Origin of the sequence: Microvirga sp. CF3016, assembly GCF_036314085.1 — a bacterium.
Taxonomy (GTDB): Bacteria; Pseudomonadota; Alphaproteobacteria; order Rhizobiales; family Beijerinckiaceae; genus Microvirga.
The window spans coordinates 1-21462 of the sequence record NZ_JAYGGM010000008.1 but is presented as its reverse complement, the minus strand read 5'-3'; the positions used below and the strand labels follow the sequence as shown (position 1 = coordinate 21462).

The 21462-nt window shown below is 60.4% G+C and carries 20 protein-coding genes and 1 pseudogene; 12 read left to right on the top strand and 9 right to left on the bottom strand.

The features are described 5' to 3' along the window. Window positions 1–2: 2 nt before the first annotated feature. The gene (locus VB672_RS13205) at window positions 3–383 is read right to left on the bottom strand and encodes a hypothetical protein (protein WP_329784659.1); all 381 of its coding nucleotides are present in this window, start codon (window positions 381–383) and stop codon (window positions 3–5) included. Window positions 384–726: 343 nt separating this feature from the next. Between VB672_RS13205 and VB672_RS13200 the strand changes: the two genes are divergently transcribed. Then, window positions 727–1140 carry a VOC family protein gene (locus VB672_RS13200; protein ID WP_329784658.1) on the top strand — a complete coding sequence of 138 codons (414 nt, stop codon included), beginning with the start codon at window positions 727–729 and terminating at the stop codon, window positions 1138–1140. 6 nt (window positions 1141–1146) lie between these two features. Here VB672_RS13200 and VB672_RS13195 read toward each other — a convergent pair whose 3' ends face one another. Further along, window positions 1147–2778 carry an alpha-D-glucose phosphate-specific phosphoglucomutase gene (locus VB672_RS13195; protein ID WP_329784657.1) on the bottom strand — a complete coding sequence of 544 codons (1632 nt, stop codon included), beginning with the start codon at window positions 2776–2778 and terminating at the stop codon, window positions 1147–1149. Window positions 2779–3324: 546 nt separating this feature from the next. Here VB672_RS13195 and VB672_RS13190 point away from each other — a divergent pair. From VB672_RS13190 to VB672_RS13175, 4 genes and pseudogenes are all read left to right on the top strand, one after another. Further along, window positions 3325–3615 (top strand): annotated as a pseudogene (locus tag VB672_RS13190) (cyanophycin synthetase family protein); the annotation flags it as partial. A gap of 401 nt (window positions 3616–4016) precedes the next feature. Continuing rightward, window positions 4017–5330, top strand: coding sequence for a Mur ligase family protein (locus tag VB672_RS13185; protein ID WP_329784656.1), 1314 nt, complete (start codon window positions 4017–4019; stop codon window positions 5328–5330). Then, a complete protein-coding gene (locus VB672_RS13180; RefSeq protein WP_329784655.1) occupies window positions 5327–6028 on the top strand; it encodes a glutamate ligase domain-containing protein in 702 nt (233 codons plus the stop codon). Before VB672_RS13185 ends, VB672_RS13180 begins: the two co-directional genes overlap by 4 nt. Window positions 6029–6140: 112 nt before the next feature. Next, window positions 6141–6971: a cyanophycinase gene (locus tag VB672_RS13175; RefSeq protein ID WP_329784654.1), complete on the top strand. Its 831-nt coding sequence runs from the start codon at window positions 6141–6143 to the stop codon at window positions 6969–6971. On the opposite strand, the gene VB672_RS13170 is transcribed toward VB672_RS13175, so the two are convergent. Together VB672_RS13170 and VB672_RS13165 are read right to left on the bottom strand one after the other, a co-directional pair. Further along, complete coding sequence (locus VB672_RS13170; protein WP_329784653.1) at window positions 6968–7543, bottom strand: alpha/beta hydrolase; 576 nt, start codon at window positions 7541–7543, stop codon at window positions 6968–6970. The genes VB672_RS13175 and VB672_RS13170 overlap by 4 nt on opposite strands. Window positions 7544–7669: 126 nt before the next feature. After that, window positions 7670–7927: a hypothetical protein gene (locus VB672_RS13165; RefSeq protein WP_329784652.1), complete on the bottom strand. Its 258-nt coding sequence runs from the start codon at window positions 7925–7927 to the stop codon at window positions 7670–7672. A gap of 212 nt (window positions 7928–8139) precedes the next feature. Here VB672_RS13165 and VB672_RS13160 point away from each other — a divergent pair, with 212 nt between their 5' ends. Next, window positions 8140–9117 (top strand): Bug family tripartite tricarboxylate transporter substrate binding protein, encoded by a 978-nt coding sequence (locus VB672_RS13160; protein ID WP_329784651.1) that lies wholly within the window; start codon window positions 8140–8142, stop codon window positions 9115–9117. Between the two features lie 24 nt (window positions 9118–9141). On the opposite strand, the gene VB672_RS13155 is transcribed toward VB672_RS13160, so the two are convergent. Beyond that, on the bottom strand, window positions 9142–9939 hold the full coding sequence (locus VB672_RS13155; protein WP_329784650.1) for a DUF1194 domain-containing protein: 798 nt from the start codon (window positions 9937–9939) through the stop codon (window positions 9142–9144). A 258-nt stretch (window positions 9940–10197) separates the two neighbouring features. Here VB672_RS13155 and VB672_RS13150 point away from each other — a divergent pair, with 258 nt between their 5' ends. From VB672_RS13150 to VB672_RS13130, 5 genes are all read left to right on the top strand, one after another. Then, window positions 10198–10617, top strand: a complete 420-nt coding sequence (locus tag VB672_RS13150) for a DoxX family protein (RefSeq protein ID WP_329784649.1) — start codon at window positions 10198–10200, stop codon at window positions 10615–10617. Window positions 10618–10874: 257 nt separating this feature from the next. Next, entirely contained in the window at window positions 10875–11165 is a 291-nt protein-coding gene (locus VB672_RS13145; protein ID WP_329784648.1) for a hypothetical protein, read from the top strand. A gap of 382 nt (window positions 11166–11547) precedes the next feature. Next, a complete protein-coding gene (locus VB672_RS13140; protein WP_329784647.1) occupies window positions 11548–13854 on the top strand; it encodes a bifunctional diguanylate cyclase/phosphodiesterase in 2307 nt (768 codons plus the stop codon). A gap of 279 nt (window positions 13855–14133) precedes the next feature. After that, the gene (locus tag VB672_RS13135; RefSeq protein ID WP_329784646.1) at window positions 14134–14889 is read left to right on the top strand and encodes a response regulator transcription factor; all 756 of its coding nucleotides are present in this window, start codon (window positions 14134–14136) and stop codon (window positions 14887–14889) included. Window positions 14890–15132: 243 nt separating this feature from the next. Continuing rightward, entirely contained in the window at window positions 15133–15348 is a 216-nt protein-coding gene (locus VB672_RS13130) for a hypothetical protein (protein WP_329784645.1), read from the top strand. 217 nt (window positions 15349–15565) lie between these two features. Here the strand turns inward: VB672_RS13130 and VB672_RS13125 are convergent, their stop codons facing one another. The 4 genes from VB672_RS13125 to VB672_RS13110 all read right to left on the bottom strand — a co-directional run bounded on the left by VB672_RS13125 (window position 15566) and on the right by VB672_RS13110 (window position 19243). Continuing rightward, window positions 15566–15766 carry a hypothetical protein gene (locus VB672_RS13125; protein WP_329784644.1) on the bottom strand — a complete coding sequence of 67 codons (201 nt, stop codon included), beginning with the start codon at window positions 15764–15766 and terminating at the stop codon, window positions 15566–15568. Between the two features lie 97 nt (window positions 15767–15863). After that, the gene (locus tag VB672_RS13120) at window positions 15864–16754 is read right to left on the bottom strand and encodes a LysR family transcriptional regulator (protein WP_329784643.1); all 891 of its coding nucleotides are present in this window, start codon (window positions 16752–16754) and stop codon (window positions 15864–15866) included. Window positions 16755–17074: 320 nt separating this feature from the next. Continuing rightward, window positions 17075–18250, bottom strand: coding sequence for a hypothetical protein (locus VB672_RS13115; protein ID WP_329784642.1), 1176 nt, complete (start codon window positions 18248–18250; stop codon window positions 17075–17077). A gap of 198 nt (window positions 18251–18448) precedes the next feature. Further along, the gene (locus VB672_RS13110) at window positions 18449–19243 is read right to left on the bottom strand and encodes a response regulator transcription factor (protein ID WP_329784641.1); all 795 of its coding nucleotides are present in this window, start codon (window positions 19241–19243) and stop codon (window positions 18449–18451) included. A 788-nt stretch (window positions 19244–20031) separates the two neighbouring features. On the opposite strand from VB672_RS13110, the gene VB672_RS13105 reads away from it, so the two are divergent. Further along, entirely contained in the window at window positions 20032–21312 is a 1281-nt protein-coding gene (locus VB672_RS13105) for a hypothetical protein (RefSeq protein ID WP_329784640.1), read from the top strand. Window positions 21313–21462: the final 150 nt, after the last annotated feature.

Below are 21462 nucleotides of genomic sequence, written 5' to 3'. Positions count from 1 at the left end.
GATCAGAAGATCGAAAACGCGCCGACGAACAGAACGAGCACCAAGCCTATAAATCCGACGAAAGCATAAAGGGCCTTGCGCGAATCCTGATGCGCATAACTGTCCTTTTCGGCGCCGTCCTTCCAACGCACGGAGGATTCCTGGTGACGGGCCTGATCGACCTGTTCTGGGGTCGGTGGCGTGCCGCCGGCCTCATCGTCAGTGCCGAGCGGGGAGAGCCCAGGATCGAATACCACGTTCTTGTCTCCCGTGCGGCCGCTGTTGATGTCGCCCTTCAGCTGCGCCGTGGTCGAGCCCTCCGTGAGCGGCGGCGCATCCATCGGTTTGACCGTGCGTGTCGGAGGAATGTCGGCATGATGAGGATTGTCTGAACGGGTGGACATCGTACTCTCCCGGGCTCCGCTAAGGGGGAGAACCGCCGGGTTAACGCGAGGTTCCGGTCCTGGCGCCTCAGCTCCTCCTGCGCTCGACAAGAAAAAAGGCCGTTGTTGCCAACGGCCCGAAGTTTAGGGAGGAAACGCCCAAGAAGGGCAGCAACGCTGCGACGCCAATCGCCGTGTTGCATTGCAATAATTAATCAGCAGCAGATCGGTTTCAAGATCAAAAGGTCAGCATCATTGCCCAATTTTTCGCCTTGCTGAAGCGACCGGAATTCAAGGAAAACTGGACACCGGAATGACGCTGGAGAACAAAAGACAGGCAGACAGGATCCTCATGGGGCCAGAAATGCCGCAGCTGAATGCCGTTCTCGAGACCGCCCTCTATGTGGATGACCTGTCGCGGGCCCAGACCTTCTACGAGGATGATCTCGGCCTGAGGCTGCTCTTCGGCAACCGGCGCATGTGCGCCTTCGACGTGGGCGGCAGGAGCGTGCTGCTCCTGTTCCTGCGTGGCGGCTCGAACGAGCCGATGCCCACCCCCGGCGGGACGATCCCGCCCCATGACGGGCAGGGCCCGCTGCATATCGGCTTCGCCATTTCTGCAAGCGACCTGGCTGCATGGGAAGGACGGCTACAGGAGCGCGGGATCCTGATCGAGAGCAGAACCACCTGGTCCCGGGGCGGGACCAGCGTCTATTTCCGCGATCCCGACGGTCACCTTCTCGAACTGGCGACGCCGGGACTTTGGGACACCTACTGAGCGACCTCAGGTGACGACGCTGGGCTCGCTGCGGCCCGTGCGGGCGGCAATTTCCGCGATTTCGTTCGCTGCCTGGATGACGGGAGCCAAGACCTCGGCGGTCGTCAAGTCGTGCCTGTCGGCATTCGGCTCGAAGCGTTCGAGATAGACCCGCAGCGTTGCGCCCGACGTGCCGGTGCCCGACAGGCGGAACACGGCGCGCGCATCCTCTGCGAAGAGGATGCGGATGCCCTGCTTCGGCGTCACCGACTTGTCGACAGGATCCGTGTAGGCGAAGTCGTCGCAGGATTGGACCGTGAGGCTGCCGAAACGCTGGCCGGGCAGGGTGGGGAGCTTCGCCCGCAGGGCGTCCATCAGTTCGTTGGCCGGTGCCGTCTCGAGCTCCTCGTAATCGTGGCGCGTGTAGTAGTCGCGGCCGAACGCGGCCCAGTGCTCACGCACGATCTGATCGGCCGGCTTCCTGGTGACAGCCAGGATATTGAGCCACAGCAGCACGGCCCAAAGGCCGTCCTTCTCGCGAATGTGGTTCGAGCCCGTGCCGGCGCTCTCCTCGCCGCAGAGGGTGATGAGACCTGCATCCAGAAGATTGGCGAAGAACTTCCAGCCTGTGGGCGTCTCGAAGCAGTTGATGCCGAGTTTCGCCGCAACCCGATCAGCCGCGCGGCTTGTGGGCATGGAGCGCGCTACGCCGGAAAGGCCCTTGGCATAGCCGGGGGCAAGATGAGCGTGGCTTGTCAGAATGGCGAGGCTGTCGCTGGGCGTCACGAAGAGTTTCGGCGCCACGATCATGTTGCGGTCGCCGTCGCCGTCGGAGGCTGCGCCGAAATCGGGTGCGTCGGGCCCGTACATCAGCTTCATCAGGTCATGGGCATGGACCGGGTTGGGATCGGGATGGTGGCCGCCGAAATCGGGCTTCGGCTCGCCGTTGACGACCGTGCCCGCCGGTGCGCCGAGGCGCTCTTCGAGAATAGCCTTCGCATAGGGACCCGTGATGGCGCTCAAGGCATCGAAGCGCATGCGGAAGCCCGAGCGGAACAGATCGGCGATCTTCTCGAAATCGATCAGTTGCTCCATGAGCTCCGCGTAATCGGCCACGGGATCAATCACCTCGACCGCCATGCCGCCGACCTTGGTCGCTCCGATGCGGTTGAGATCGATGTCCGCATCATCGGCGATCGCGTATTCGGTGATCGTGCTGGCGCGCTTGAAGACGGCCTCCGTGAAGGATTCCGGCGCCGGCCCGCCATGGGACATGTTGAACTTGATCCCGAAATCACCGTCAGGCCCGCCCGGATTGTGACTGGCCGAGAGCACGAGGCCGCCGATCGCCTTGTGCTTGCGGATCACGCAGGAGGCGGCGGGCGTGGACAGAAGTCCCTTCTGCCCGACGAGGACGCGGCCGAAGCCGTTCGCCGCCGCCATCCTGATTGCGGTCTGAACCACGGATTCGTTGAAGAAGCGCCCGTCGCCGCCGATCACGAGGGTGGAGCCGTTCCTGTTCTCGACGGTGTCGAAGATCGCCTGGATGAAGTTCTCCACATACCGGGGCTGCTGAAAGACGGTGACCTTCTTGCGCAGGCCGGACGTGCCGGGACGCTGGTCGGAAAATGGTGTCGTCGGAATGCGGATGGTCGCCATCGGTGCAGATCACTTCCTTGAGGCGGCCCTTCAAGGGCCTCTTCTCGAATGCTTCGCCGATCCCGGACGGGATCAGGACCATTTTAGGGTCACCCCGAGCAGATGCCACTGCCTAGATGAAGGTTAAATGAAGGAAGTCCCCTGCGCTGCTAACGGTTGGAGGAGCCCCATGTTTTTGCCACGAGCTTGTCAATTGGCGCATCTGAAGAATTTCAAGAAGTCTATTCGAAGTATAAGCTGATTATAACATATGTTATTGCTGTTCGTAATCTGAGTAGTGGGTGAGCTTGTCTTGGAACAAAGAACACAGCTCACGAATTGAACAGCACCCAAGTGCAGTCTGCACGCTCTTTCATCATCCAAATCTTGAAAAAACGTGGACGATCTTGGTCTGCGCAATACGGGCCATTCTGCTTCCTATCGTCAGGAGTTCCCAGGAATGGGCGACGGTCGTACTCAAGAACCTCAGAACATTGTCGATCGGCGCCCCATGCGCGTGATCGAGCGCGGCGTTTACCGAGGGCTCATCTCTACAGCCTCACCCCCATGATTCGTATCAAGCTGGATCTCGGGACCCTGGAGGAACGGCCGTCCAACCGACTGCCCGGATTTACCGAGCGCCTCCTGTCTGCCCTGCCGGGACTGCACGAGCATGGCTGCAGCTTTCATGAGCGCGGCGGCTTCGTGCGGCGCCTTGAGGAGGGGACGTGGCTTGGTCATGTGGCCGAGCATGTTGCCCTCGAGCTCCAGACCTTGATCGCCTCCCGTGTGACACGGGGCAAGACCCGCTCCGTGAAGGGAGAGTTCGGCGTCTACAATGTCATGTTCGCCTATCGTGAGGAGAATGTCGGTCTTCTGGCCGGGCGCCTGGCGCTCCAGCTCATCGACTCGTTGCTCCCTGCGGACATTCAGGGCGTCGAAGGACTTGATCGTGTTTATAGGGACGAGGGCGGGCTTGCCTCCCAGGAGCGCTTTGACCTGGATGCCGCTCTTAGCACCCTCCGGACCGTCCATCGCCGCACCGCGCTCGGCCCGACGACCATGTCTCTTGTCCGTGAAGCCGAACGGCGCGGGATCCCGGTTCTCCGCCTCGACGACCAGAGCCTCGTGCAGCTCGGTACCGGACGATATCAGAAACGCATCCGGGCCAGCATCACGAGCATGACGTCGCAGATCGCTACAGATGCGGCAGGAGACAAGGACCTGACCAAAAACTCCTGGCGGATGCAGGTCTCCCGGTGCCGCGAGGTGAGGTTGTCCGCAATGCGGAGGATGCTCTACGCGCGGCCGAGCGGATCGGCTATCCCGTTGTGGTCAAGCCGCTGGATGGCAATCATGGTCGCGGCGTCAGCATCGATCTGACCATGGCCGAAGAAGTCGCCCGTGCCTTCGTAGAAGCGAGAGAGCACAGCCGGCGCGTCATCGTCGAGAACTGTTTCAAGGGCAGGGATCACCGCATTCTCGTGGTCAATGGAGAGGTGGTCGCAGTGGCCGAGCGCGTGCCGGCGCATGTCATCGGTGACGGCCAGCGCAGCATCGCGGCTCTGGTCGACGAAGTGAACAAGGATCCCCGTCGGGGAGAGGGGCATGAAAACATCATGACCCGAATCAGGATCGATGACCATTCGCTCGGCGTCCTGGCAAAGGCAGGATTGGACGTCGACACTGTGCCGACCCGCGGCCAAGTGGTCTATCTCTGCGATACGGCGAACCTCTCGACCGGCGGCACTGCTGTCGACCGCACGGATGACATTCATCCCGACAACGCCCTGATCGCTCGCCGTGCCGCTCGGGCCATCGGCCTGGATGTGGCAGGCATCGACTTCATTGCGCCGAACATCGCACGCTCGGTTCATGGGACGGGCGGCGGCATCATAGAAGTCAATGCGGCGCCTAGCTTCCGGATGCACCTGCAGCCTTCCGAAGGGCGCCCGCGCAATGTGGCCCGGCCCGTCATGGAAATGCTCTTCCCACGCGGAAAGCCGACGCGCATTCCGATCCTCGCCATCACGGGCACCAACGGCAAATCCACCACATCGCGCATGATCGGGCATATTCTGCGTGCCCAAGGCCTTAACGTCGGTCTGACCTCGACAACCGGCATCTATGTCAACGGAGACAGGATTGTCGAGGCCGATGCTTCCGGTCCCTGCAGCGCCCGGGTGGTGCTGCGCGATCCCAGCGTCGATATTGCGGTCCTCGAAACGGCCCGTGGTGGCATCCTGCGGGAGGGTCTCGGCTTCCCGGAATGCGACGTAGGCCTGATCACGAATATTCAGCCCGATCATCTCGGGTTGAAAGGGATAGACACCATCGAGGACCTCGCTTGGGTGAAGTCCATTGTCGTGGAGGCCGTGCACCGCAATGGCACCAGCATTCTCAATGCAGACGATCCGGTGAGCGTCAGCGTGCGCCGACGGGCCGGCGGCAGGCTGGGGTATTTCTCCCTTCGCGGCGGCGCGGACATGTCAGACTTCCTGCGTGAACACATCGAGGATGGCGGCTTTGCCGTCATGCGCGAACCGGGGCCGTCGATGGCGGCGAGATCGTGATCCACGATGACGGGGACAGCATTCATCTGATGCGCGCAGCCGAGATTCCGGCAACCCTCGACGGCTTGGCCGAGTTCAACGTTCAGAATGCCCTGGGAGCGGTGGCCATGGCGTATGCCCAGGGCATCCCCATGAACGTTATCCGCATGGCCTTGTCGACCTTCTCCACATCGTTCGAGCAAAGCCCCGGGCGCCTCAACGTGTTCGATGGACATGGTTTCCGGATTATCCTCGATTATGCCCACAACCCGGCAGGCCTTCAGGCTTTGGGCGACCTGATCCTCAAGATGCGTCCGCGCCATCGCCGTGTCATCGGCATGATCAATATTCCCGGTGATCGCCGCGACGACATGCGCGAGATGGGAGCACTCGCAACGCGCTACTTCGACGAGATCATCTTCCGGGAGGATCCCGCCCGTCGCGGGCGCAAGCGGGGCGAGATCGTCGCGCTGCTCGCGGAAGGAGCACTTGCGGCAGGATATCCTGAGGATCGGATTACCCGGATTCTGGAGGAGGATCAGGCTGCCGACCTGTGCCTCAGAAGGGCGCAGCCCGGCGACCTTATCGTCCTGACCCCGACCGATGTGGAGGCCATGTGGCAGCAGGTGCTCGACTTCCGGGCCGTTCCTTCCACATCCTTTGATGTAGAGGTCGATCGGACAGAGGAGGTGGCCGGAGGATGGCGCAGGAGCGCCTGATCGGCAGCCAGGACATTGTCAGGACACCGATGCGATCGACCCCTGATGATAGGGGCGGACGCTGTTTGAACGGAGCCCGGTCGCGGTTATGCAGGAACGCACGAGGAAGAAGATGAAGGGCCCGCTCATCATTATCGGCGGCGGTGAGGACAAGGAAGGCGAGCGCACGATTTTGCGTGAAGTCGCAGGACGGCTGAACGGAGGAAAGCTCGTCATCGCCACCGTCGCGTCACATGAGCCGGAAGGCTATTTCGAGGCCTACCAGAGAGCTTTCAGCGATCTCGGCGTGACGGATCTGGTGGAGATCTACGTCAAGGACCGGTCCGAGACACTCGATCCTGCCAAGCTGTGTCTGTTCGATGGGGCATCCGGCGTGTTCTTTTCCGGAGGCGACCAGTTGCGCATCTCAAGCCAGATCGGAGATACCCTCATCGAACAGCGGGTGCGGGATCTTCACATGAACGGCGGTGTCCTGGCCGGAACCTCGGCCGGCGCATCGGTCATGAGCGAGACGATGCTGGTGAAGGGCACCAGCGGCGAGTCCTACAAGATCGGCGACCTGCATATGGCCCCGGGCCTTGGTCTCGTGCGCAACGTCATCATCGACCAGCATTTTGCCGAGCGAGGACGGTTTGGGCGCTTGTTTGGTGCCGTGGCGCACAATCCGCGCGAACTCGGGATCGGCATCGACGAGGACACGGCTCTCGTCCTCGAAGACGAACGTTTTGAGGTCCTCGGGAGCGGCTGCGTCTATGTGGTCGACGGGGCAGGCGTCACCCACTCCAACCTCGCCGAGGCCGAGCCTGAGCGGGCGTTGTCCATCTACGACATCCGCATGCATGTGCTGAGTTCCGGCGATGCCTTCGATTTGGCAAAGCGTCGTCCGACCGAGGTGCCGGATCTCAAGAAGAGACACGCGATCGAAGCGCAGTCGGTCGGCTAAGCGGCCAATACGTCGCGAAGCCACCGGGACAAATCCCGGTCGAGCGCTTCCTGGCATTGATCAAGGCCATGAAAGCAGCCGGGATAAAGGATCAGCTCTTTAGGCTCACCCGCTTGCGTGTGGAGATCGATTGAGCAAGCCGACGGCAGAATCTCGTCCTTCTTGCCATGGATGAAGATGACGGGCTTCGGGCTGAGCTTGCCGACGCCTTGCGTACCTGCCGTCTGGCTGCTCAGCGCCGCGACGGCGATGACGGAGTCACTGATGACGCCTGCGTTGACGGCAACGGCACCGCCGAACGAATGCCCCACGAGCACAATCCGGCTCTTGCCGAGACTTTCGAGATAGGCGAGCCCGACCACCACATCGAGAGTACAATCTTCCAGATATCCGGGACGGCGATAGTCGAGCTCGAGCGATGCCGTTCCGCTCTCCCGAAATCGGCTGCCGAGCCGAGTGTAGAGCCCGCCGGCCGGACCGCCGAGGCCGACTCCCGCGCCAAACACCCATAGGATGGCGTGTTCGCCCTCTGCCGGATGATAGCGACAGGAGATGGCGCCCTCGGTGGTCACCAGTTGAAGGCGCTCCGATGCCTCACTTTCAGGCAAGTGGATGACATCCTGCAAGGTGATGGCTGAGTGCCGAAGCATCTGAGGCATGATGCGGCCTGTTGCTCGTATCCTCACAAGGGAGACAAGCTACGGATTGTTGCCGCCAGAGTGCTTCTTTGATGTATCGCCGGCCTGGGCAGGATCGGTGCCCTGGGGGGCATCCTCAGCCGGCTTCACCTCTTCCGGGTCGGAAACGGCCTTGGTGACAGGCTCCCGCGCCGGCTCTTCCTGAGGCGGAGGACCGGCAACGGCCGAGCCGCCCATATAGGAGGGAGGGTCGCTGGCCGGGAAGGAATATTCCGAGCCGGCATCGATCAGGTCGTCTTCTTCCTTTTTCACACCCATACGTCGTCTCCTGCCTTCTGAGATTTTCCGGTGCCTCCAGAAAGAATGCAGGGAGTGGCGCCATGTTCAGGCGGGGCGGTAAAAAACTGAGCAGACTCGGATGTCTCGAAAGGTAATTCTCTGCGTGATCAGACACTGGTCGCTGCGGACTGCTCCGCTATCTGCAGCCTGGCACCTGAACCATATAACGGGGCCGATACCGGGAGAGCGCCATGAATCCGACCCGCCGTACCATTCTCAAGTCCCTGGCAGCCGCTTCGGCTCTGGCACCGTGGCCCGCCCTTGCACAAATGTCCTATCCCACGAGGCCTGTCCGTGTGATCGTTCCTTATGCAGCGGGAGGCGGAACGGATTTCTTCGCTCGCCTCGTTTTTGGGGCCATTGGCGAGCAGCTCGGGCAACAATTCGTCATCGAGAACAAGCCTGGTGCCGGAACCAATATCGGGGCCGAAGCGGCAGCCCGTGCGGAGCCCGATGGCTACACGCTGCTCCTGGGCGATACGGCGACCTTCGCGACGAACCGCACTCTGTACCGGAAGCTGTCCTTCGATCCCTACAAGGATTTCACCCCGGTTTCCCTGACTGGGCGCTTCGCACTCGTGCTTCTCGTCAACACGAACAAGCTGCCGGTGAAGTCCATCCGGGAACTCGTGGCCGAGGCGAGAAAGAATCCCGGCCGCATCAATTATGCGACGCCGGGCCTGGGCAGTCCGTTCCACCTTGCCACGGAACTGCTTTCGCAGGCGGCTGGAATCAAGCTCACTCATGTGCCCTATCGAGGTGCTGCACCCGCCGTGCAGGATCTGGTGGCGGGGCAGGTGGACATGATGTTCATCGACTTCGCCACGGCCCGTTCGCAGCTCTCCGGACCGATCCAGGCGATTGCGGTCGCCTCCCCGCGGGAATTTTCAGGTCTGCCGGGCGTGCCGCCGGTGGCGGCCGATCATCCGGGCTTCGAAGCATGGGCGTGGCAGGGTTTCGTCGCGCCGGCGAACACACCGCCCGACATCGTCGGTAAGCTCAATGACACCTACCGCCGGGTGATCGGCAATGCGGAGATCCGAAACAAGCTGATCGGCGCCGGCATCGATGTGCTCCAGAGCTCTCCGTCGGAAATGGCAGCCTACATGCAGGACGAAGGCGTCAAGTGGGAGAAGGTGATCAGGACGGCGGGCATCACGCTGGAATGAGCTCGCGCGGTAATCCGGATCGCATCAGTTCCGATCCCAGCGATACATTCCCCGGTCGCCATCCATGCAATTGACGGGCGCTTCCGCCTGAATCGTCTCGATCAACGGATTTGCGGGGAGTGCCGCAATCTCACGGATGATCTTGGTGCGAATGGCCTCGGCAAATTGTTGACGCTCACGCACTGGAACAAGGAATGCGCCTTCGCCGCCGATGACACAGCCTTTGTAGTAGAGATCAAGGTTTTCCATATCGCCGAAGCCGCTTGGGCGCTTGAGCATGATGGGAAGCCCGTTGATGGTGATGCCTTTCGCAACGGCCTCGTCGCGGGCCGCAACGACGCCCCGCCCGCTGCTGTTGGGGCCGTCGCCCGAGATGTCGATTACGCGGCGGACCGGCTCGACGCCGGTCTGCTCCAGAAGCTTCGCGCCGAAATCGATCGCGCCGGAGATCGACGTCCGCCGCAGACGACCGATCGGATTGTCGTGCAGGCCGTCCGCGAACTTCATCGCAGCCTCCGGGCCGTCGATGATCGTCCAGGGCACGATGACGTTCTGATAATCGACTCCGGACCATTCGAAATAGGTGACGATGATCCGGCCCAGCATGCCGTTGCGGATGGCCTCATGTACTTGGGGTGAGCGGAAAGCCTCGATGAAGCCCTGGCGCTGAAGTTCCTGCTCGTCTGGATCCATGGACCGCGAGACATCCACGGCCAGGACGAGGGCAGCGTCCACTTCCGTCTCTGCTCTCGCGTCTGGGGCCGGCAGGCAGAGCGTTGCTGCCATGAAAGCTGCGACCATGCTGAGACGCCCGACACCCATCTCGACCTCCATTCGCTTCGAGGAAAGCTGACACGAATCTCCTGCCGGGCAAGGTTAGATCGTCTCAATCGCGAACCCGAAGGCCTCAATTTAGCGTGATGGCCGTGTGATGAAATGACGAATCGGGAGCGGGCTCAGGCGGGGAGGACCATCGGACGCGGGAGTGATGGTCATTATCCCTTGCCGCGTTATAACCCGACCCGCAGAGACCTGAGCCTGCCTCAGGGTTCAGATCGCAAGCAGGAGGTCCTTATTCGCATGTCCGCTACCCTTGATCGCTGGTCACCCTATGCACTGGCCGTCCTGAGGATCGTCACGGCTCTGATCTTCATGGAACACGGAATGCAGAAGCTGTTCGGGTTCCCCGCCCCTCCAGAAAGCGGAATGCCGCCGCTTCTCTCCCTCTTCGGGATCGGGGCCGTTCTAGAGCTCGTAGGAGGCTTTCTGATCCTGATCGGATTGTTCACCCGGCCCGTCGCCTTCATTCTTGCCGGCGAGATGGCCGTGGCCTACTGGATGTTTCATGCTCCCCAGAGCCCATACCCGGCGCTCAACGGCGGCGACGCGGCTATCCTGTATTGCTTCGTGTTCCTGCTGTTCGTATTCACCGGCCCGGGCGCTTGGAGCATCGACCGGGCAAGGCAGCCGACCGGGCCGCGGCATTCGTGGGAGCGCTGACAACCGACTTCGACCTTAATGGCCATCCGATCGGACCTAGGGCGCCGGACGTTGGAATCCGGCGCTGTTCCGTGTTGTCCAGCATGATCGGGACGGGATCTCAAAGAACGTAACCCGGAAGAGGCAGGTCACATTTCTGCTTGCTGTCATTATTCTCGGGAACGGTTTTCATGAACCGCTCGTTTTTCGCACAAGCCCCATGACCTCCGCTTCAGAAGAGGATAAGGCAGGGCTCACTGTATTGCGTGGAGTAGGAAATGGCCGAGATCATCGCGTTCAAGGATCTCAAGAAAATTGCCGATCGGTGTGAGGTGTTGACGCTCTTCGAGCCAAAGCGTCCGGCGAAGTCCAAGTCCTGCCCCGAACCCAAGACCTTCGAGTTTCCGAGCTCTCGCCCCTTCATCTCCGGAAATCTGACCGATCTCTTCGAACAGGCGAACGCTGTCGCCATGCGTCACTATCATGGTGACCCGAAAGTATCGGCTGCCGTCGCGGCAAAATGCATGGAACTCATTCAGGTCCTGGAAGATCACGCACAGCCGGAGTGACCAAAGGTCGGCCCTCCGTGAAGGAAGTTGCGGAACCCGTTGGCTCCAGCGTCGACTTCAATTGATCTCCAAATCGCGAGTAAACCGTCTCATTTCCACCGCCAGCGTCAGACACCAGGAAACATTAACTATAGAATCCAAGGCATTCGGCTGCCCAATCTATGTTAATGACTTTGCAAGGTCATTGTAGAAGGCTATAGTCATCAACATGATAACTGTGACAGGTTGAGTTGTTGGCCGCAGACTGCGCAACTCAAAGGCATGATGCCCTCCGGTCAGGTCGGTGAAAATCCGGCGGTTCCAGAAAATTAAAGACATTTCAATGTGATCCCGTCGTTGGCCTTTTGGCCTAACCAGCGCTGGGATCCGCTCCGGTGCCGACGTGTTGAAGAGCATTCTTGCAGTCCTATCCATCCATCGTGCAGGCCCGTCATTCGCCCGCAGCGTGGTTCTGCCCGTCCTGTTCGTCGCCGTGGCGACGCTGTCCCTCGGAGCAGCTTCGATCCTCTGGGCGGTCAACAAGAGCAACGATGTCTCCGCCGAGCGCCAGCTTCGAGTGATGGAGCGCAGCATCCGGGCTGTCGTCCAGGAACTCGCACAAGAGCAAGAAATGGTTGCCATCTGGGACGATGCAATCGTTGAACTCGGCAAGAGCCCGATGGATCTCAAATGGATCGACGCCAATATCGGGGTTTGGCTCAGCCGCACGTTCGGTCAAGAAGAAGTCTATATCCTCAACGACCGTGATGAGCCGATCAACGCGGTGCTCGATGCGACGCGTGTCTCGAACCACGAATTCGAGCGCGTCCGAGCAAGCCTCAGCAGCCTCATTGCAGGCATTCGCGGAGCATCAGATTCGCCGCACAAGGATCATGTGGCGGAGAACGCCGAGGCGCCGTACCTGATCACGGGCAAAGCCGTTCATGATGCCCATATGTTGGAACTGCTCGGTCGGCCTGCCGCCGTGAGCATCATGAAGATTATCCCTGAATCGGACGCTGTTCCTTATCCTCACGACAGGGAATTTCTTCTGGTCGGCATCCGGTATCTCGACGGAAGTTTCATCAAGCAGATCTCTGAGCAGAACTTGATCGAAGGGTTGCGCTTCTCCGTCGTCAACAATCCGGAGTCAGGTGAGATATCAGTGCCGATCCGGTCCGATGTGGGCAATCTTATTGGCTATTTCACCTGGAAACCGGAATTGCCCGGAGACCGGCTTCTCAAAGCGATTGGGCCGGTTACAGCCGTTGTGGCCGCAATCATTCTTCTTCTGCTCGGTGCGCTCGTGCGACGCCTGAAGCAATCGATGTCTGCGCTGGAAAGAACCGTCCTCGAGCTGAAGGCCAGTGAGGCTCAGGCTCATCATCTGGCATTCCATGACGTGCTGACCGGGTTGCCGAATCGGGCCTTGTTCGAGGACCGGCTCAACCATGCCGTCGCACGCCGGCAGGATGGCGAACAGGTCGCCGTGATGATGCTGGATCTTGATCGCTTCAAGCACATCAACGACACCCTTGGACATCCTGCCGGCGACAGCCTCATTCGCGAATTCTCGGTTCGTCTGTCTAAGGTTGTCGGCGGAGAAGACACCATCACCCGATTGGGTGGGGACGAATTCGCCATCGTCCAAGTCTGCACGGCAGGAATGGCGGAGCCAGACGAGCTTTGCAAGAAGATCCTTGCCATGGTTCATGAACCATACGACATCATGGGCAACCAGATCTTCGTCGGGACCAGCATTGGCCTCGTGCTTGCTCCTGACGCCGGGACGGACCGGAGCGAGCTTCTGAGAAAGGCCGATATCGCCCTCTATCGCGCCAAAGCCGAGGGGCGGAACTGTTACCGGACCTTCACCCCCGAGATGGATGAGACGGTCAATATGCGCCGGATCATCGAGGAGGACCTTCGCATCGCGCTTGCGACCGACGAAGGGCTTGAAGTCGCCTATCAGCCGCAGATTGCGGTAGGCGGTGACTTCATCGTCGGCGTCGAAGCTCTTGCCCGCTGGTGGCATCCCACACGCGGATACATCCAACCGAGCCAGTTCATTCCGGTTGCCGAACAAACCGGCTTGATCGTCCCGCTGGGTGAGTGGATCCTGCGTCAGGCCTGCCTGGCGTCACGGCGTTGGCCGGGCGTCTTTGTCTCCGTCAATCTCTCTCCGGTTCAGTTCAGATCGGGCGACTTCGCCAGTCACGTGATCTCCGTCGTCCGCGAATGCGGAGCGGATCCGCGCAGAATCGAGCTCGAGGTGACCGAAAGCGTTCTTCTCGATGAAGAATGCGGGACCGCCGATGCGCTGCGTGTCCTACGAAACGCCGGGTTCCGCATCGCATTGGACGATTTCGGCACCGGGTATTCGAGCCTCGGCTATCTTCACCGCTTCGAGGTCGATAAGATCAAGATTGACCGCTCCTTCACCCAGAACCTGGGGCAAGGAACAAAGGCCGCCGCTGTCATCAAGGCGATTGTGTCGCTTGGACATGCCATGTCCCTAACCGTAACGGCCGAAGGTGTTGAAACGGAGATCCAAAAGAATTTCCTGCACACGGCCGGCTGCAACGAGATGCAGGGCTATCTCTTCTCGAAGGCGCTTTCGCAGGAGCAGATCACGCGATTGCTGTTCCAAGCGTCCTTGAAGGAGACGCAATGTTATGTCGGCGGAACATCGGCTTTCAAAGCCGGCTGAACGGCGGATCGTTAAGACGATGCTATTTGCCCATTCGTTGTGCAGCTAACCCTTTCACTCCATCTCCAAGTCCGATCGGGCGGAGAGTTACCTCTTTCGAGGCCGTTGCATCAAGGAACTAATGCCTGCACCGATGGTTGTCGCCACGCCTGATCCGATTGCGGATCAGCTTCCTGGATCCGGCACCTTTCGACCAAGGCTTTTCACGCCCTACGTCACACCTGAATGGCGTCACGATCCTACCGCACATCGCTAAACAAGATTTGGGGGCACAAAAGCATGAGACATGACGTTGTCTACAAGGAGCAGATTCTTCCCATTGCTCAGGATCCATTCCAGAATGTGACCACTGTCCTGATCTGTCAGAATCTCCTCCTCCGCACCGGCATCAGTCATATTCTCTCCGGGACGCGCTTCGTCATTGCGAAAGAGTCCTGTGACGATCTGTCGAGCCTGCCTGTATTTCCCCGTGACGAGCCTGCGCTCTTCATCATCTGCGACGGCCGGTCCGTCGGCGAGTATGCGGCCGCGGTGGAAGAGCTGAAGGCGCGGTACCCGTCCGCCCGGGTAGTCATTCTGACCGACGCGATGGCGCCTGAATCCGTCCTGCAACTCTGTCGCGTCGGCCTGGACGGGTTCTGCCCGACGAGTATGGATCGGCATGCCCTGGTCAAGGCCCTCGAGATTGTGATTCTGGGCGAAACCTATATTCCGGCCTCGATCGGGCTCACGCTCCTCGAGCAGGTCCGGCAGGGGCAGGCCCATTTCGGCCACCTTGCACCGGCCAACGATCCTGCGATGCTTCTCAACAAGCTGTCGGATCGGGAAGCCCAGATCCTCCGCTGCCTCACCCAAGGGGCTTCGAACAAGGTCATCGCGCGAGAACTCGGCGTGGCTGAAGCCACGGTGAAGGTCCACATCAAAGCCATCCTGCGCAAGGTCAAGGCCTCCAACAGAACCCAGGCGGCCATGTGGGCGACAGGACACCTCAACTTTGCACAGGATAATGCGAGCTCCTTTGTCCCGAGCGAGTGAGAAAAATTGCCAGCACTGTGATCGTTTTAGCTGAATTCTGCGAGTCGCCTCATGAGCTTAGGTTGCCAGTGGGCGCTCTACTCCTTAGGGAGTAGCCCATGTGGCGAGTTGCGGATCAGTCGAACCCGGCTGTAAGCCTCATCTTGTCCTGATGGCGGATCAGTCGACTAACGATGTGAAAGCGTATTCGCGCCTCAGGTTCAAAGCGATAACAAATCACCTGAACGGTGCAATGGGGCATACATGAATTATCAAGTAGAGCTGGTCGCTCGTGCATTTTATGATGCCGAGCATGAAGATTGCCTATGGGATGGCGAGGCTGAAGTTATCAAGCAAGAATTCCGCGAATACGCTCGTAATGCCATCAATCTGCTTCACGAAGACATCGGAGTCCTGCTGATGGCTCTGGAAAGAGCAGCGGCCGAAGAGCATCCGGAACGGTCTCGCGCTGCAGCTTGATTCGATTGTTCTTAAGAATCGGACCCGAAAGTGGATCCTGCTTTCGGGTCCGATGCTCTTTCATCGCTTGGCGCCCCGTATCATTTCGCAGGGTAGCGATCCCATTGTCCGCGGACGCGGATCTGAAGTTCCAAACGATGCGCTTGCAGAGGGGCAGACGTGAGGCTCGCGGCTTCAGCGTTCGACCCCCAAGTCCGTCCGGAGTCGATGCTGCACCTTAATGCGCGTCCGGCGGCAGATCCGCAATCCGCTTGATCTCAAAGACGACCAGCATCAGGAACACCGACATGATCACGAGGCCAACGGCACTCGTGAACACGCTCAGGCTGACCCCTGAAGCCGAAGAGACAAGCGCCAGGAGGATGAGAAAGGGAAGACCAAGGGCAATGCCTAAGACAGCAATGAAAGACCGTGACATGGGGATGATGCCCTGAAGGTTTCTGGACTAGTCTTAAGTAGCCTAAGAATCATGGAAAAATTGAGGTTGGCCTCCTCGGTTGCCTGACGCGCCAGTTTCAAAAATCCCAACGCTGGGCTTTGGAGACAAGAAAGTCGCGGAAGACCTGAACGCGTGCCACAGAACGCATCTCTTCCGGATAGACGAGGTAACTGTCGAGGGTGGGCATCTGCTCATCACGCAGAACCTGCTTGACCCGCGGATTGTTGCTCATCGCATAATCGGGAGCCATGCCGATCCCGGCTCCGTTCTCGATGGCCTGTCGGAGCGCCAGACTGTCATTGACCACAAACCGGCTGGGCCGAGGGTCCTTCGGATTGCGTCCCAGGCTTGTCAGGCCGTGCAGGTTGAGGATGAAGGACGGCTGATCGCCGCCGAGGCAGATGATGGCATGCCGATCGAGATCTTCGATGCTTTCGGGCTCCCCGAAGCGCTCGATATAGGTATGGGCCGCGTAAGCATGATACTGGATTGTGAAGAGACGGCGCTGGATCAGATCGGGCTGAGCCGGGAGGCGCAGGCGGATGGCGATGTCCGCCTCTCGCATCGCGAGGTCCAATTCATCATTCGTGAGAATGAGCTGGATGCGCACCTCAGGATAGAGGTCGAGGAACTCTGAAATGCGCCGGGCGAGCCATATGCCGCCGATACCGACAGTCGCCGTGACCTTGAGCTCTCCTGCGGGGCGTTCGCTGGTCTCGGTCAGGCGCTGGCGCGTTTCCTCCAGACGGAGGCGGATATCCTGGGCCGCCCGGAAAAGGACGTCACCATGCTCCGTCAGGACAAGTCCGCGAGGATGACGGTGGAAGAGCGGGACCTTCAACTCATGCTCAAGAGCACTAATCTGCCGGCTGATGGACGACTGGTTGACTCCGAGCTTCTCGCCAGCACGGGTGAAGTTCCCGGCATGGACGACTTCATAGAACAATCTGATCTTGTCCCAGTCCAATGCAGATCCTTAAGGTTGAAGGTCCCACGTGAGGCCGCTTCCGACAGCCGAATGGAGAACGGGGCAACCGCTCAGGTCAAGTCCTATCTTCAAGAGGAAGAGTGAGGCTTTCCGGCCCGATCGGCCGGCCCGAGGAGAGCTGAGCATCTCGGAATGGCGCTCCGCTGGTTAAACGGAAACGCGATCACGCAGCGGATTCTGCCGGGTGTGAGCCCTTTTCCGGGCGGGAGCCGACTCCAAACGGGATCCACTTCGACCCCGATTGATTTTCCCTCTCAGACGGTGAGGGGGGGCGCCATCCGGCTGGAGAGACTTAGTTGCTATACAACGGAAAAGTCGATCCTGAGGATCGTATCCTGATCGATGGTCGCCGTCTGCACGGCATCGACATCGATGCCGAAACCGCCATCGGCATAATTGACATCGACATCAGCATCCTGGTCCGCATCGATGGCCTGTTTCACGCCGATCGCTACCTTGATCGCAAACTTCTCCTCGAGCTCGTCGTCGATATCGACGTCCACATCGACGTCCTGACGGACTTCGAGATGGTTATTGACGTAGAACTGGCTCTTGCCGTTCCAGCCGTCCATCATCAGATCGAGTTCGGTATCCTGAATGATATCGACCTCGTTCTTGAGGTATAGGTCGACATAGAGGACCCCTTCGACCTCATAGATGTCGAGGTCGATCTCGGTGTTCTGGTCGATCGTCATCGACTGATCGAGACGCAGGAACATGCGGTTGTTGTCGTCGATGTCGAGCCGGATGTCGGCGTCCTGCGCCATATCGGCATCGTTGTCCATGAAGACGCGGATCTTGCTTTCTCCCATCCAGCCGTTGAGAAGAACGTCCGCGTCCTGATCCACGAAGGCAGTCTGGACAATGTGGATATCGTCGCTGTCGGGAACCGCAATCGGGATGCCTGCCGGAGCCGGGGCTTCCGATGGGATGCTCGTCGCCGACGGAGTTCCGCTTCCCGGCATGAGGTCCGACGGGGGCGTGTCTGCAATGCTGTCCTGCATGACATGGACGGGATCTTGCTGATCGTTATCCACGGTCGGCCGGTCCGGCAGGCGAGGTGCGGCGCTGCTCGGGATGGTCCCGGTTGCAAGCGACGCTCCTGAGGGAGATCCGGATGCCGGAGACAGGCCTGACCAGCTGACGCTGTCGTCAACCTCGATGGTCGTACGGCCGTCGCCAGCCATCAAACCTGCCGGGTTTGCGTCGGCCGAGGACGAGGATGCGTGTGAAGCCGGGTTCTGTGCGGTCGAAGACGCTCCCATTGCAGGCGACGGGCTGAAACCCTCATGGGCCGGTTCAACGCGGGGCAGCGCCGGATCGATCGCAGGTTTTGAGGAATGGGAGGGCGATAGTCCAGGGTCGGAGATCGGGCGCACCTGGCCGGCATCGTCATCGACCGCCTGCACGATACCATCCTGCTTTTCGGTCAGGAGCGGGAGCAGGCTGCGTGTTCCCCTGTCAGGCGGCAGCATAAATGTCGACCTCGCGCGGCCACTTTGGACGAGACAGTGTAGAGTGCGAGAGCGCCGATGCGCCAGTCACCCATTCAGGCGGCATCGATATGGCTCGATCAGACATGGCGCATCCGGTGGGTGGTCTTGGTAGGGCGTCTCGACTTCGATCTGCCCCGATCTAATTCCAAAAGACGACACCCGATCGGATTACCGGCCTTAGCTCAGGCCAGTGAGCTGACGATGCCGGATGACCGCCTCCGTCCTGTTGGTGGCGTGCAGCTTGCGCATGATGCGCTGGATATGCACCTTGATGGTGTTCTCGGAAATGTTGAGGGAATGGGCGATCCACTTGTTGGACCAGCCTTTCTGGAGCGCCTCCAGGACATCCATCTCCCGTGCCGTGAAGATGACTGTCGATCCGTTTGTCTCAGTCTTCAGCACGTCTGCGGATTGTTCCACGATTGCGAGATAGGATCGCTGACCGGCATGGGGAAGCACAAGCGGTTCCGGCTCGCTCGGCTCCAGCTCGTACAAATCCCTGGTTGCGTTGGCCGATGGCAGGTCTCCGTTCGTGAAACGAGGGAAATAGGTGCCGCCCACCATCACGAGCTGCAGAGCCGCGACCGCAACCTTGAATGAGGTCGTCATCGGGATGATGCCACGTACGCCCATGGCAGCGGCTTCCCGAACATCCTTGGCTTTCGTGCACATGGACAGAATGACGATCGGGACGTCCGGACGGTGCTGGAGGATGCCTCGGGTTTCATGCGTCAGATGACCTCCCGCGAGTGAAGGCGACTGAGATCGCAACAGCACGAGCCCAACCGCCATCTCGTCGGAATGAGAGAATTCCTCGACGGTCGAAAATCCCAGGACCGGGGTACGCGGGAATGCGCTGCCTATCGCGTGGACGAGGCATTCCTGCGAGAATGGCTCGTCATCGATGATGACGAGAGCCTCCTGACTCATACCATTCGGGTCACCATCGGGCGTTGCGTACGAAAAATGCATCACAACCCTCCTTCATGTGAGGCGAATCTCGTTGAATGGGTTCCCAAGAATTTTTGCGTTCCCTAAAGCGATTGATCTCACGCAACGATCGGGCACTACGGCTGGACAAGCACTATTATCAGGGCAACTCCGCCATTGATCTTCCATACAGCGGAACTTGGCATTTAACTCTGAAGACGCAATTGGCACGCAATGGCTATTCTACAATAAACAGACGCCAATTTTAACCGTTTTTCCTACCCACTTCTGATATTCCAACTGCCAAGCTAGGGTTCCATTTGAACAGGCCTTGCAGTTCCAGGGGGATTATTGCTCCCGACCGGTCGGATGAGAGAACTTGGGAGACGATCTCGATAGGTCGATTGTCATAGACGCCTCCTGATCCCGATGAGAAAGCAAGCTTTCCCATCCTCCAACTGTCTCAGCATTCACACGGATCAACCAGATGCCATAGGAGAGTTGGCTACTTCGAGGTATGCCTCGTTGTCTGGTTGAGTGAGCCCCTAGAAAGCGGAAATCTCCGGTTTCTATCATCATGTTAGAGGGCCGGCCGTCGAGTGCTCTCCTAGGGATTACTACATCAGGACGTATACCGATTTGGCTGATCCTGCAGTCAGTACTAAGCCTCCAACGACCGCTCATCACCCGAATGGGCGACCGGAACGTTCTCCTCACCCATTCTGCGGCATGCAAATCGGCAACTTTCTCTCATGCCGTGCATGCAGGAAGCTCTGCCAAACCGCCCCGGATCTCCACGAGGCGGCTGCAACCACGTGAGGAGCGCGAGAATGGCAGACCTATCAGAACTGCTGAGCGGATTCGGGTTCGACTTCGATCTCGACGTCGAGTTGAACAACACCCTGGATCAACTGCAGAGGCAGAACACCACCACGAACACCAGTCAAGACTCGGCCATCGACCAGGACAACGACAATTACGGCGCGGTCGATTACAATCCGGTGCAGCTGGCCCACAACGACGCCAGTGCCAACAATTATGCCAATACGAATGTCGGCACGGACAACGATGCCAATGGTGGCACCGCGACGGCAGGCAGTCCGACCGGCGGAGCCGCCACGGGCGGCGACACCGTCGGTGGATGGACCTACAGCGGCGATTCCACCTCCGGTGATACGTCCGGAAGCTATGCGGCTGCTACCGGGGGCGCCGGCGGTGCCGGAACGGGCGGCGCGGGCACGAGCGGACCGATCTATTCCGGCGACGCATCCACCGGCTACGCCGATGGCGGCGACGGGTATAGTGGTGACGGGACAGGTGGCAACGGGCCTGGCGGTGACGGCTACTCGGGCGATGTGACAACCGGCGACTCGACGGGAACTGGTGGCGCCGGCGGCGCTGGCGGTGCCGGCACGGGCGGCTATGCCTATGGCGGTTATGCCTATGGCGGCAATGGAACAGGCGGCGACGGAGCCACAGGCGCGGGCGGCGCCGGCACGGGCGGCGCGGGCACGGGTGGTGATGGCACCGGCGGTGCCGGCACCGGTGGCGATGGCGGTTATGGCGGCGATGGCACAAGCGCCAGCGGCGATGGCACTTCAGGCGCCGGCACGGGTGGCGCTGGTGCGGGTGGCGCGGGCACAAGCGGTGACGGCACCGGCGGCGCCGGCACCAGCGGTGCGGCGACATCCGGCGCCGCCACGGGCGGCGATGGCACTGGTGGTGCCGGTACAGGCGGAGCCGGCGGAGCCGGTACAGCAACGGCCGGCGACACCACCGGTGGCGGCTCCGCCTCCGGAGCCGCCACGGGCGGCGACACGTCCGGCGGCAACACGGTTGGCGGCTATGCGTCGGGCGGCAATGCCGGTGCGAACGGCGGCACGGCCGGCGGCAATGCCATGGCCAATGTGGAGCAGGGCGGCGGCGGAACGGCGGCCTCCGATCAGGACATCGGGGACTTTGCCTTTACCCAGGACAATGACTCCGACGCCACCTCCACACAGGACCAAGCGGTGACGGTCGATCTGGATCAGACGATGGACGCCATGCAGGACGCAAGCTTGGCGTTCACCTTCGACTTCGGCGACTTCGACCTCAGCTTCGGAGTCTAAGTGCCGGAAACGGCAATCCGGGACCGCGACACTCCCGCGGTCCCGGAGCGGGGGGGGGGGCCCCCCCCCCCGCCCCCCCCCGGCGGAGTTCAAGATCGCCGGGACGCAGCCCGACTTGTGGAAGCCGGAGGATGTGGTGCGCATCCGCAG